Source organism: Mesorhizobium sp. CA16, assembly GCF_020165175.1.
In the GTDB taxonomy this organism is placed as follows: Bacteria; Pseudomonadota; Alphaproteobacteria; order Rhizobiales; family Rhizobiaceae; genus Mesorhizobium.
Genome location: NZ_JAIUHP010000026.1, coordinates 1 through 12,216, shown reverse-complemented (window position 1 = coordinate 12,216; position 12,216 = coordinate 1). Strand labels below are relative to the sequence as shown.

The 12,216-nt window shown below is 63.6% G+C and carries 9 protein-coding genes and 2 pseudogenes; 6 read left to right on the top strand and 5 right to left on the bottom strand.

The window, feature by feature from the left end; all coding sequences use genetic code 11:
- Positions 1–34: 34 nt before the first annotated feature.
- The 3 genes and pseudogenes from LB525_RS26080 to LB525_RS26070 form a co-directional block, all read right to left on the bottom strand.
- Positions 35–865, bottom strand: coding sequence for an aldo/keto reductase (locus tag LB525_RS26080; protein ID WP_224548919.1), 831 nt, complete (start codon positions 863–865; stop codon positions 35–37).
- A gap of 164 nt (positions 866–1,029) precedes the next feature.
- Positions 1,030–1,404 (bottom strand): annotated as a pseudogene (locus tag LB525_RS26075) (endonuclease domain-containing protein).
- Between the two features lie 110 nt (positions 1,405–1,514).
- Positions 1,515–2,111 (bottom strand): TetR/AcrR family transcriptional regulator, encoded by a 597-nt coding sequence (locus LB525_RS26070; protein WP_224548993.1) that lies wholly within the window; start codon positions 2,109–2,111, stop codon positions 1,515–1,517.
- 457 nt (positions 2,112–2,568) lie between these two features.
- Between LB525_RS26070 and LB525_RS26065 the strand changes: the two genes are divergently transcribed.
- The 3 genes from LB525_RS26065 to LB525_RS26055 are packed head-to-tail and all read left to right on the top strand — an operon-like array spanning position 2,569 to position 6,340.
- Positions 2,569–3,069: a (2Fe-2S)-binding protein gene (locus LB525_RS26065; protein ID WP_224548917.1), complete on the top strand. Its 501-nt coding sequence runs from the start codon at positions 2,569–2,571 to the stop codon at positions 3,067–3,069.
- Complete coding sequence (locus LB525_RS26060; RefSeq protein ID WP_224548915.1) at positions 3,066–4,049, top strand: FAD binding domain-containing protein; 984 nt, start codon at positions 3,066–3,068, stop codon at positions 4,047–4,049. Before LB525_RS26065 ends, LB525_RS26060 begins: the two co-directional genes overlap by 4 nt.
- A complete protein-coding gene (locus LB525_RS26055) occupies positions 4,046–6,340 on the top strand; it encodes a xanthine dehydrogenase family protein molybdopterin-binding subunit (RefSeq protein WP_224548914.1) in 2,295 nt (764 codons plus the stop codon). The genes LB525_RS26060 and LB525_RS26055 overlap by 4 nt, the downstream gene beginning before the upstream one ends.
- Before the next feature lie 160 nt (positions 6,341–6,500).
- Here LB525_RS26055 and LB525_RS26050 read toward each other — a convergent pair whose 3' ends face one another.
- Together LB525_RS26050 and LB525_RS26045 are read right to left on the bottom strand one after the other, a co-directional pair.
- Entirely contained in the window at positions 6,501–7,187 is a 687-nt protein-coding gene (locus LB525_RS26050) for an outer membrane protein (RefSeq protein WP_224548912.1), read from the bottom strand.
- Positions 7,188–7,438: 251 nt separating this feature from the next.
- Positions 7,439–8,596 (bottom strand): helix-turn-helix transcriptional regulator, encoded by a 1,158-nt coding sequence (locus LB525_RS26045; protein ID WP_224548910.1) that lies wholly within the window; start codon positions 8,594–8,596, stop codon positions 7,439–7,441.
- 42 nt (positions 8,597–8,638) lie between these two features.
- On the opposite strand from LB525_RS26045, the gene LB525_RS26040 reads away from it, so the two are divergent.
- The 3 genes and pseudogenes from LB525_RS26040 to LB525_RS26030 all read left to right on the top strand — a co-directional run.
- The gene (locus LB525_RS26040) at positions 8,639–8,956 is read left to right on the top strand and encodes a hypothetical protein (protein WP_224548908.1); all 318 of its coding nucleotides are present in this window, start codon (positions 8,639–8,641) and stop codon (positions 8,954–8,956) included.
- Between the two features lie 7 nt (positions 8,957–8,963).
- Positions 8,964–9,926, top strand: coding sequence for an AraC family transcriptional regulator (locus tag LB525_RS26035; RefSeq protein WP_224548906.1), 963 nt, complete (start codon positions 8,964–8,966; stop codon positions 9,924–9,926).
- A gap of 224 nt (positions 9,927–10,150) precedes the next feature.
- Positions 10,151–12,216 (top strand): annotated as a pseudogene (locus tag LB525_RS26030) (autotransporter outer membrane beta-barrel domain-containing protein); the annotation flags it as partial.

Below are 12,216 nucleotides of genomic sequence, written 5' to 3'. Positions count from 1 at the left end.
CGGTTCCGACGCCGCGCCAAAAGGGGCGCAGTCCTCAGAACAGGAACGCCGCCGTGGCCGGATCGGGTCCCGTCCGGCCGTCGGCCGAATCCAGACCGTGAACGGTCTGCATGTCGTCCGCGTCCAGCTCGAAGCCGAAGATGTCGAAATTGCCGGCGATGCGCTCCCGGTGGATCGACTTCGGAATGACGACCAGCCCCTCCTGCAGGTGCCAGCGGATGATGACCTGCGCCACCGACTTGCCGTGCTTCTTCGCGATCTTCTCCAGCGTCGGATCGGCCAGCAGCCGGCCGCTGCCCAGCGGGCTCCAGCTCTCGATACGGATGTTGTGCCTGGCGTGAAAATCGCGCTTGTCACGCTGCTGGAAGCGCGGATGCAATTCGATCTGGTTGACGACCGGCGTCACGCCGGTCTCGCCGATGATGCGCTCCAGATGGTCCTGGTTGAAGTTCGAGACGCCGACAGACTTGATACGGCCGGCCTCCCGCAGTTCGACCAGCGTCTTCCAGGCCTCGACATATTTGTTCTGGCTGGGCACCGGCCAGTGGATGAGGAACAGGTCGATCTGGTCAATGCCCAGCTTCTGCATCGTATCGTCGAAGGCGCGCAGCGCCGCGTCACGCTGGTGCGCGCCGTTGCGCAGCTTGGAGGTAATGAACAGCTCGGCGCGCGGGACGCCGGCAGCACGGATCGCCTCGCCGACGCCTTCCTCGTTGCGATAACCCTCGGCGGTGTCGATCAGCCGGTAGCCGGCCTCGATGCCCCAGCGCACAACCTTGGCCGTGATCTCCGGATCGACCTGCCAGACGCCCAGCCCGATCTGCGGGATGGTGGCGCCGTCGTTCAATTTGACCTGTTCGGGCATGGGAGGTTCCTTTTGGAAGGGAGGGTGGTGCCGACTATGTAGGCCACGGGTCGGGGAATGCCAGTCAGGGAGAGGGAAGATGGCGCGGCGCCGAAGCTGCTGATCTCCCCCCTCGTGGGGGAGATGTCCGGCAGGACAGAGGGGGGCGCTGTCCCGCCAGCGTCTCAGGTCGCCGATGCCAGTCCCGCCGTTATAACAATATGCTGGCACACGTTGTCGATGTTACGGATGACGTCGTCATTCCAGAAACGTAGAACGGAACGATCCAGCCATCTTGCTCCAAGCGCTTGGTTTTGATCTCGTCGGCATTAGCACGGCCTGCATCACTATGCTGCGAGCCATCGACTTCTACGACCAGCTTCTTCTCCGGACAGGCGAAGTCGACAATAAAACCAGCTATCGGGACTGCCTTCGGAAACCCAGGCCATCAGCCGATGGGCACGAAGCTCATTCCAAAGCTTCAACTCTGCGTCGGTCATGACCTTGCGCATAGATTTCGCGTTGTTGCGATGTGTGGGCGGAAGAGGTGTATGCGGCATGGTCGCAACCAGGCTAAGGGTTGGGTCACCAACGTTTCTACTCTACGGCGCCCCCCTCTGTCCTGCCGGACATCTCCCCCACGAGGGGGGAGATTAGCAGTTCCCGCGCCTCAGCCCCTCGCCCCGAACCGCAGCCCATCCATCAAGAGCTTCACCAGCCGCCCCGACCGCTCGCGCCAGTCTGGCGTGTTCGGCGCCGAGTAGATGCCGCCCAGCGCATGCATCACATCGGAGGCGTCGACGTCGGCGCGGATTTTTCCCGAGGCGGCGGCGGCCTCGATCAGGCTTCGCATAGCGCCTGAGACGCGGCCGGACGTGTCGGAGAACAGCGTCGAGTTGGTGGTGAGCAACAGGCGCAGGCTGGTGGCGAGGCCGCGCTTGGTGGCGATATAGTCGACGAAGCGCTGCATCCAGAGCTCCAATGCGACATCGGCAGTGTGCTCCCGGGCGAGTTCCTCGGCGGCGTGGCAAAGTCCTTCCACCTCGCGGCGATAGACGACCTCGACCAGATGCTCGCGGGTTGGGAAATGGCGATAAAGCGTGCCGATGCCGACCCCTGCCCGCCTGGCGATCTCCTCCAGCGAGGCGTCGACGCCATCGGTGGCGAAAGCCTGCGCCGCCGCCTCGACCAGCCTGTCGCGGTTGCGTTGCGCATCGGCGCGCAGCGGCTTTGGCGCCTGCGCGTCGCGCTTCGCTCCAGCGGTCATTTCCCGGTCAGGCACTTTTTTCTCCACCGAACGCAATATGGGGGTTGAACCATGACCGGCCAGTCCCCACGTAAATAAACGGAGGCGCCTCCGTTTTTGTGGAGTGCTTTTATCATATAACCAGGGGAAGCGGTATGTCACGTAGAGAAGGACGGGAAGCGCACCCTGGTTGGTGGAGCGCGGCGATGAGGCTGCTGATCTCCCCCCTTGCGGGGTCCGGCAGGACAGAGGGGGGTGCTGTCCCGCCGTCATATCAATCGATAACAAGCGCTCCCTTCCGGCAGATTTCTCTTCGCGAACATAAATCGCAAAACGCCTCGTTCCTTCGCGCCCCCCTCTGCCCTGCCGGGCATCTCCCCCACGAGGGGGGAGATTGGCAGCTTCCACGCCTTGCCCCTGTCCTCCCAAGCCCCATTTCCATCCGCTCAAGCGTCCAGCAATCGGAGCCCGACGCCCCATGAATGACCAAGTCACCATCAGTCCCACCACCCTTTCCCTCAATCTCACCATCAATGGCCGGACCCAAGCGCTGGAAATCGAACCGCGCGTGACGCTCCTCGATGCGCTGCGCGAACGGCTCCACCTCACCGGCACCAAGAAAGGCTGCGACCAGGGCCAGTGCGGCGCCTGCACCGTGCACGTCGACGGCGAGCGCGTGCTGGCCTGCCTGACGCTCGCGGCCCAAGTCGAAGGGCGCTCGATCACCACTATCGAGGGCCTTGCCGGCGAGGACGGCACGCTGCATGCCGTGCAGGCCGCGTTCCTCGAGCAGGACGCCTTCCAGTGCGGCTATTGCACGCCGGGACAGATCATGTCGGCGGTGGCCTGCATCCGCGAGGGCCATGCCGGCTCCGACGAGGAGATCCGCGAATACATGGCCGGCAACCTGTGTCGCTGCGGCGCCTATCCGCACATCGTCGCCGCCATTCGCCAAGCCGAACAGGAGCTGCGCTCGTGAGAGATTTTTCCTATCTACGCGCCGACAGCGTCGAGGCCGCGCGCAATGCCGCCGCTCTTCCCGGCGCCATGCTGCTTGCAGGCGGCACCACGCTCATCGACCTCGCCAAATGCGGCGTCGCCGAACCCTCGACCGTCATCGACATCAGCCACATCGAAGGGCTCAACGCCATCGATGTCACCGCCGACCGCGCCGTGATCGGCGCGCTGGCCAGGATGAGCCATGTCGCTGACCACAACTCCGTGAAGAGCTGCTTCCCGGCCGTATCGGAAGCCCTGTGGCAGGCGGCCTCTGCTCAGTTGCGCAACATGGCGACCATCGGCGGCAACCTGATGCAGCGCACGCGCTGCCCCTATTTCCGCGATCCGCAAAACTTCCCGGCCTGCAACAAGCGCGCGCCCGGCAGCGGCTGCTCGGCGATCGGCGGGGCGACGCGCAGCCATGCGGTACTCGGCGTCAGCGAGGCCTGCATCGCCACCTATCCGGGCGATCTCGCCGTGGCGCTCGTCGCCTTCGACGCCGAGGTCGATCTTGGCGGGCGCAAGCTGAAGGTCGAGGACTTCTTCCTTGCGCCGGGCGCCACCGCCGAGCAGGAGCACGACATCCGCCCCGGCGAAGTGATCACCGCAATAGAGATCCCAGGCTCGGCCGCGGCCAGACGCTCGACCTACATCAAGGTGCGCGACCGCCAGTCCTATGAGTTCGCTGCGGCAAGCGCGGCGGTCGGACTGGAGCTTGAAGGCGACGGCCGCACCGTGCGCGACATCCGCGTCGCGCTTGGCGGCGTCGCCACGAAACCGTGGCGGGCGCGCGCCGTCGAAGAGGCGCTGAAAGGCACGCCGCTCGACGAAGCCACGATCCGCAAGGCGAGCGAGCTCGCCATGGAGGGCGCCGTCGATCATGGCGCCAACCACTACAAGATCGCGCTGGCGCCGCGCGTGATCGCGCGCGCCATCCTCAAATTGGGAGAGACGGCATGACCGTTCATGACATGAAACACGCCGCGTCCGACAGCGCGCGTCTCGAAGCGGTCGGCGGGCGGCTGTCGCGCGTCGACGGCCCGGCCAAGATCACGGGCGCAGCGAAATATGCCTTCGAGCAGCAGCTCGAAGGGCTGACGCATGCGGTGCTGGTCGGCGCAACGATTGCCGCCGGCAAGGTGACGGCGATCGACGCCCGCGCGGCCGAGACCGCGCCCGGCGTGCTCGCCGTGCTGACGCCCGACACCATCATGGAATTGAGGGGCGCATCGGACTGGCTCGGCAACCCGCCGTCGCAGCCGACCTACGCGCCGCTCGTGCGCGAGGTCACCTTTTCCGGCCAGCATGTCGCGGCGGTGGTGGCCGAGACATTCGAGCAGGCGGTCGCCGCCGCGGCGCTGGTCAAGGTGTGGTATGACGAGACGCCGGCCATCGTCGACCTGAGCGACGGCAAGGCGGGCGACGGCATCCCGATCGACGCCATGACCAAGGAATGGGGCGACGCTGAAGCCGCCTTCGCCGAAGCGCCTGTGCGCATCTGCGCGGCCTACAACACGCCGCGCGAATTCCAAGCCGCGATGGAGCCGCATGGGCTGATCGCGCGCTGGGAAGGCGACGAGCTGACCATCTGGGAGCCCAGCCAATGGCTCGATGGCATGGCGCGCACCTATGCCGAGTGGTTCGGCCTGCCGTTCGAGAATGTGCGGCTGGTCTCGCCCTATATCGGCGGCGGTTTCGGCTCCAAGGCGCTGGCCCTGGCGCACAGCGCGGTGGCGGCGGCTGCCGCCAGGATGCTCGACCGGCCGGTGAAGCTGGTGCTCACCCGCCCGCAAAATTTTACGTCCTATGGCGGTCGCGCGGCGACGCGTCAGACCGTTGCGATCGGCGCCGACAGGGATGGCAAAATCCAATCGATCGTGCATCGCGGCGTCAACGAGACGGCGGTCGACGGCATGTGGGTTGAGCCGCTCGGGTCGGTCACCTCGATCATGTATGCCACGCCCAACTTCTCCTCGAAGCAGAATGTGGTGCGGGTCAATACGGTGGTGCCGGGCGCAAAACGCGCGCCGGGCGAGAACCCGAGCGCCTTCGGTATCGAAAGCGCCATCGACGAGCTTGCCTATGAGCTCGGTATCGATCCGCTGGAGATGCGGCTGATCAATTATGCCGAGCAGGACCCGCATGCGAAGAAGGCGTGGTCGACACGCCAGTTGCGCGAGGCCTTTGCCGCCGGCGCGGAAGCGTTCGGCTGGGCGAAGCGCAGCAACGCGCCGCGCTCGATGCGCGACGGCCGCCAGCTCATCGGCTGGGGTGTCGCGGCGGGCACCTATCCGGTGCGACGCGCGCATGGCGAGGCGGTGGTGAAGCTGCTTTCCGACGGTTCGGTCGAAGTCGAAAGCTCGTCTATCGACATGGGCCAAGGCACTTACACGATCCTGGCGCAGACCGCCGCCGAGACGCTTGGCGTGCCGGTGGAGCGGGTGTCGGTGAAGCTCGGCGACTCGCATTTCGCCCGCGCCGGCGTCACCGGCGGCTCGCGACTTGCCGGCGTCATGACCGGCGCCGTCCACAAGGCGGCAGGCCAGGCGCTGGACGAGCTGATCGGGCTGGCGCTTTCCGACCCGCGCTCGCCGTTCCAGCAGCTGCAGGCGAACACGCTGCAAGTGAGGGACGGCCGCATCGCCTCGCCGCGCGGCGAAGGGCCGGACCTGTCGATCGCTGACTTCATGATGGCGATCGGCCGCGACCAAATCGAAGCCAAGGGCGACACGCTGCCGGCCAGCACGACGCCGGAAGAGCGCTACAAGAACTACACCACTATAGCCATGTCGATCCCGCACACCGAGGGCGACTATTCGCGCCATTCCTGGTGCGCGCATTTCGTCGAGGTGCGCGTCGACGAGGATTTCGGCACGGTGCGCGTGTCGCGCGTGGTGTCGGCGCTGGATTCAGGCCGGCTCTACAACCCGAAGCTGGCGGAAAGCCAGTGGAAGGGGGGCATCATCATGGGCATCGGCCAGGCGCTGCTCGAGGAAGGCATCATCGACCGTCGCCACGGCCGCATCGTCAACGGCAATTTCGCCGACTACATGCTGCCGACCAATGCCGATATCCCAGACATCCAGACCATCTCGGTCGGCATCCCCGACCCGCACTCCTCCGCCCTTGGGGGCAAGGGCGTGGGCGAACTGGCAATCGTCGGCATCGCGCCGGCGATTGCCAACGCAGTGTTCCACGCGACAGGGAAAAGGGTGCGGGATCTGCCGATCACGCTGGAGAAGCTGATCTGAGGTCGACGCCAGGGACGGCCTCCGCCCTGGCCGGCGGCAGGTGTCGCGCCGACGGGCCGAGCGCGCGGCATCATCTTCTCGGCCCGCGTCGGCGGCGTGAATGCCTTTACGACACGAGCAAAACCCCGGCGCGAGGCCGGGATTTGTTCGGTCTGTCAGATCAGAACTTGTAGCTGAGGCCGACCCGCAGATCGTGCGTCTGGAGATCGACATCCGCCACCGTGTTGATACCATCCGATGCCGAGAGATCCTTAGTGCCGAAGTCGGAGTAGCGATATTCGACCCGAGCGATCCACCTCTCGGTGAAGGCGTGCTCAATGCCAACTCCAACCGTCCAGCCGACATGGGTTTCGTCGTGGAGTAGCGTGCTGTCGCTGCCGGTAGTCCCGGTGATTTCGTACTTTGCCGCTGCTACGCCTCCAGTGATGTAAGGCAATGTCCGATCGAAGGCATAGCCAGCCCGCAGCCGCGCCGAGCCCGACCATTTGAGTTCGCTCTTGAGCAACGTGCTGCCGCCGGCGAACATCGTCAGTCCCTCTGCATTGCTGTACGCAAGGTCAGCCTCGGCACCGAGCACGAAGCGGTTTGCCATTTCCTGATTGAAGCCGATATGGACGCCGCCAATAAAACCGTCCGAATCCATGGGGGTGACAACATCGGCACTCCCGCCGCCATAGTTGAAGACGGTAAGATCGGAGTTTGCCGCTACGTAACCGAAGTGAGCGCCAGCATAGAGGCCGGACCAGTCGTAGTCGGCGGCAACGGGCAAGGTTTCATTGATGTCCGCCGCCGACGCGATGCCGACAGGCGCGAGAATGAAGGCCGTGGCGAGAAGAACCGTTTTCACTGTTTGCTATCCCAATGTTGCTTCCCCAGCCGCGAAATGCTCGGCGGCGATCCGGGTGTCGTCGAGGTTTTGCATTGTTCGCCAGCGACGTCTTGGGCTGGACCGCACCTGAATTGTCCTGGAGAGCGCCGCAACGCTTTCCCGGTCGGTGTGGCCATACAGCCTCAGTCGATTGCCGGTCTGGACGCAACGGTTGGGTGAGACTCTACCTGGCACCGCCCGGCGCCGACGAGGAATTCGGCGCGGCCAGCTCAGCGGCGGGCGGCAGCCTGATCAGTTACGAAAGGCATGCCTATGTCCGAAATCAGTTTGACGAGATCTGCTTGGCGCCTCGTGCCGGTCTTGGCGAATATCCGGTTGAGATGGGTCTTCAACGTGTTTTCACTGATGCCGAGCAACGAGGCGCTCCTGGACGCGGGCAATCCGCTGCCGATCCGCAGGAGGACCCGTGCCTCCGCGGGAGTAAGATCGAACAGCGTCGTGAGAACGGCCTCCGGCAGCGGAGAAGAGGACGTCGTGGTCGATACGAAGACGGCAGCGCAGGCGGGCCGGAAAGCCGCGCGCGCAGTTCCTTCGGTCAGCGGCAACACATAGGCTACGGCGGGCGGTTGACCCGGCGCTGAAACGGGCAGCCCTATGCCGCGAGAGCCAAGCGAAGCATCTGCGCCGGCAGCGCTGGCTAATGCTTCCGCCAAAGCGCGGGCGACCACCGGATTCTGCGGTTGGAGCAGGCCCTTCCTGGAAAGAATGGGACCCTGCCCGGAAAACATCCGGTCGGCAGCCCCATTCGCATGGAGGATTGCTCCGTCGGCGCCGGCAAAAACGATAGGCACGGCGAGATGGTCGAGCGCTTCGCGATAGAAATTGGCGGTAATGCGGGTCTGATCGAGCAGATCTCCAATCAGGGAAGCGCGACGCAGATGCGGCGAGAGCAATGCCAGGAACCGCTGCTCTTCAACGGTTATGATACCCCTGTTGGCACGCGTGGTGCAGCCCATGAGACCAATCCGGTCCGGCGTGTGAACGAATTTGGTGATGCAAGCCTCGCGCAATCCCTGCGGTCCGGCCCAATTCTGGAAGAACGGCGTTTGCTGGAGCTCGGCCTCGCTCATATGCGACAGCGTCGCAACAGGCGTGTCGATGTCGCCAATGACCGCGGCCTTCAATCCGGGAATTTCGTCAAAGTCATAATCCTCCTGGAGCGCGCGCATTTGCACCGGATCCCAAGCTGATTGAGCCGCGAAACGGCCCTGATTGTCAGCAGTGCTGGCCAGCGCGACAGTGGTATAGGCAGCGTCTACAGCTTCGGTGATCCGGGTCATCACTCCGGTCCAGCCTTCCGGATTCAAAACGCAATCATAAATTTCACCGATAATCGAATAAAGGACTTCGCTGCTAAGCCTTTCCACCGTTTCTCCTAATCCAGGCATGCCCCGCCCCTCACAGGATGGATGGCGGGCAAAAATGAAACCAGCACTTTGACAGCGGCCCGGTGCAAGGACACCGATCCCGCCTGGAGGATTTTGCTGGCGTCATACTTTCGGGTGACGCCAAGCGTGGTGGGCTCGATTAAGGGGCTCAATCAGCTGAACGCCGACCGCTCAATGTTGCTGGTAACTCCTGGAATGGAAAGTGTCGCGTTCGATTTTTTTGAGACTGCGGGTTTTAGCGGGCGCTTCCTTGTCACGAAAGACGGTGTTTTCATCGGCTCGCCGGTTGAGGTCTTGATGCTGTTACGATGCAGGCAGGGGAACGTGCTTGCAGTATGAGGGATGCTTGCACAGGATTATCTACAATTCCAGCGACCTGATCGGCGGCGAACAAATCCAGAAAGAGCAGTGGATCTCAACGCTGTCATCCGGTTACGCCCGTCTGCGTGCCGATCCGGCCGTCGGCAGATCGTTCGAAGGCGAACTCAGGATTGTTCGAACTTGCGACGTTTCGGTGGGCACGATCCACGGCACTGTCAAATCGATATCGAGAACCACTGAAGACATTGTGGCCCAGAGTACCAACAATGTCGTGTTGCTTCTCAATGCCGGACACTCCGCGCTCAGCGTCGACCAGTCGGGAAGGAGCGTCGATCTGAGTCCAGGCGCGTCCGTTCTTGTCGAGCAGAGCGCTCCGTCAATCATCCGAGTGAGCGACGGACAATGCGGCCTGATCGCCGTGCAGACCGATCGCGAACGCGTGCATCAGCGATGTGCAGGGTTTGAGGATCGCCTGATGACGGCCGTGTCTAGCTCCATGATGATCAACGCCCTTGTTCGTGCCTATGTCGGCGTTCTGGCCCATGAGAAAGAAGCCGAGTCTCAACTGACCATGCAGTTCGTGGCCGATCATATTGCCGATCTGATCGCCGCCACCGCTTCCCCTACCGCACCTGTGACGGCGGACGACAATGCGGACGCGCGAGGTCTACGTGCGGTACGGACGCAAGCGATTCTGACTAAAATTCGCAGCGGCTTCACCGATCCAGAAATCTCCGCGCAGGGCATCGCAAAGGAACTCCGTCTGTCGACGCGCTATATCCACGACATCCTCCAGGAGACGGGTATCAGCTTCTCCGAGCGTGTGCTCGAGCTGCGCTTGCAAAGCGCACATAAGATGCTCGCCCAAAGACACAAAGACGGTATGCGGGTCAGCGAAATTGCGATGATGAGCGGTTTCAGCGACGTGTCCTACTTCAATCGCTGCTTCCGCCGTCGCTTCGGCTACACGCCGACGAGCGCCAGATAGATGCGGACGGCTCCGGCAATGGCCAGGCGACGCGATTCAGGTTCCCTCTGCGCCGAGGCAATGGGCGACGCTAACGCGATCGATGATGCAGAACCACCACGACGCGCAGAAAGTCCATGGCACTTCTCTCCAGTCCAATTCCGGTGCTGTCCCGCCCAAGACAGTATCTGGCTCCAATGACATATCGACCTCAGGGCGAAACAACAGTCATCTCAGGGGATTGAATGCTGCGGAATACATTTGCCGGCCGCAAGGCCACGCCAACTTCGACCGCGCTGACGAGTTACCTCAATCCTTTACGCAATCCTCAGCATATGGCCAGCGTCAGTTCGCTCGCGCTGATGATCGCCACCGCGGGAGCGATGCTGCCGGCAGCGGCGGCGGACGCGGTCTGGAGCGGCGCAACGTCAAGCGATTGGTCCGATCCCGGCAACTGGACTCCGAATGGGGTGCCCGACGCAGCTACTTGGGTTACGCTCGGCACGCTCACGCCGAACCCCACCGTGATAAGCGGGCTTAGCGCCAACGGGCTCGTGGTTTTCGTGGGGAGGAATGCCGGTGACGTCGGTTTGCTGACAATCACCAACGGCGGAACTCTCAGTGATTCACAAGGGGCCGTTGCCCGATTCGCAGGCTCTACCGGTACGGTCATGGTGGACGGCGCGGGATCGGCATGGCTGCATGCCGACGATTTCTATGTCGGGGCCGAAGGCACCGGGACGGTCTCCATTCTCAATGGTGGCTTGATCAGCAATGTAGGAGGCATCCTGGGCGACAGCGACGACGCCGTTGCGGTCCTGTCCGTCGACGGCGCGGGTTCGACCTGGACCAACAGCTCAACCTTGGCGGTTGCGCGTTTCGGCACCGGCACGCTCAACATTTCCAATGGCGGAACGGTCAGCGACACCGATGGGTCCATCGGCAAGGGCATTGCTTCGAACGGCACGGTCTCGATCGACGGCGCCGGCTCCACCTGGACCAACAGCGGCTCGCTGACCGTGGGCGACAACGGCATTGGCCATCTGACAATCACCAACGCCGGTTCAGCCACCACCGCGATCGGTACGATTGGTTGGCATGAAGGCTCCACCGGCACGGCGACGGTCGATGGCGCCGGTTCGACCTGGACAAACAGCTCCAAGCTGATTGTGGGCGATTTCGGTAAAGGCGCCCTGGCGATCAGCCAAGGCGGCGCCGTCAGCAACGACACGGCCTACGTCGGCAACTCGGCGGGCTCGACCGGCACGGTGTTCGTCGATGGCTCAGGCTCGAGCTGGACAAACAATTTCGACCTGTTCGTCGGCAACCAAGGCACAGGCACCTTGGCGATCTCGCATGGCGGCACGGTCAACAATGTCTCTGGGACTATTGGCGCGGAGGCAGGCTCGACCGGTATGGTGTTTGTCGACAACGCGGGCTCTACTTGGACAAACAGCGGATCGCTGACCGTCGGCGATTTGGGCACGGGCACGCTGGGGATCTCGCACGGCGCCGTCAGCAACGGCTCTGGGGTTATTGGCGCGAATGCCGGCTCGACCGGCATGGTGTTCGTCGACGGTGCCGGCTCGACCTGGACCAGCAACTTGAGCCTCACTGTCGGCTATGCCGGCGCTGGCACGCTGAATGTCTCGAACGGCGCTGGGGTGACTAGCGACTCGGGCTATGTTGGCTTTTCCTTAGGTTCTGCTGGCGCTGTGACGGTAAGCGGCCTGGGCTCGACCTGGACCGCCGGCTTGGAGCTTCTGGTCGGCGGCTCCGGCACCGGTGCGCTAACGATTTCGAACGGCGGGGCGGTAAGCAGTGGCGGTGGCTTTGTGGCGTTCGGCAACGGCGTTGGCACGGCGACGGTCGACGGCGCTGGCTCGACCTGGACCAACACCGGCGACCTTGATGTCGGCGAATTCGGCACGGGCACGCTGACGATTTCGAACGGTGGCACAGTCAGTAATGACTCTGGAACTATTGGCGCGCAAGCGGGCTCGATCGGTGCGGTGACCGTGGATGGCACGGGCTCGACCTGGACAAACAGCTTGAGTCTCGCTGTCGGGTCTGCTGGCGCTGGCACGCTGAACGTCTTGAACGGCGGTGGGGTGAGTGGCGACTCAGGCTATATTGGCTTTTCCTTAGGTTCTGCTGGCGCGGTAACGGTAAGCGGCGCCGGCTCGACCTGGACCGCCGGCTTGGAGCTTTTAATCGGCGGCTCCGGCACCGGAGCGCTAACGATTTCGAACGGCGGGGCGGTAAGCAGTGGCGGTGGCTTTGTGGCGTTCGGCAACGGCGTTGGCACGGC

What these genes read in the sequence shown, in the direction of transcription:
- LB525_RS26080 (WP_224548919.1), bottom strand. Translation starts at nt 865, where the DNA reads ATGCCCGAACAGGTCAAATTGAACGACGGCGCCACCATCCCGCAGATC.
- LB525_RS26070 (WP_224548993.1), bottom strand. Translation starts at nt 2,111, where the DNA reads ATGACCGCTGGAGCGAAGCGCGACGCGCAGGCGCCAAAGCCGCTGCGC.
- LB525_RS26065 (WP_224548917.1), top strand. Translation starts at nt 2,569, where the DNA reads ATGAATGACCAAGTCACCATCAGTCCCACCACCCTTTCCCTCAATCTC.
- LB525_RS26055 (WP_224548914.1), top strand. Translation starts at nt 4,046, where the DNA reads ATGACCGTTCATGACATGAAACACGCCGCGTCCGACAGCGCGCGTCTC.
- LB525_RS26040 (WP_224548908.1), top strand. Translation starts at nt 8,639, where the DNA reads ATGGCGGGCAAAAATGAAACCAGCACTTTGACAGCGGCCCGGTGCAAG.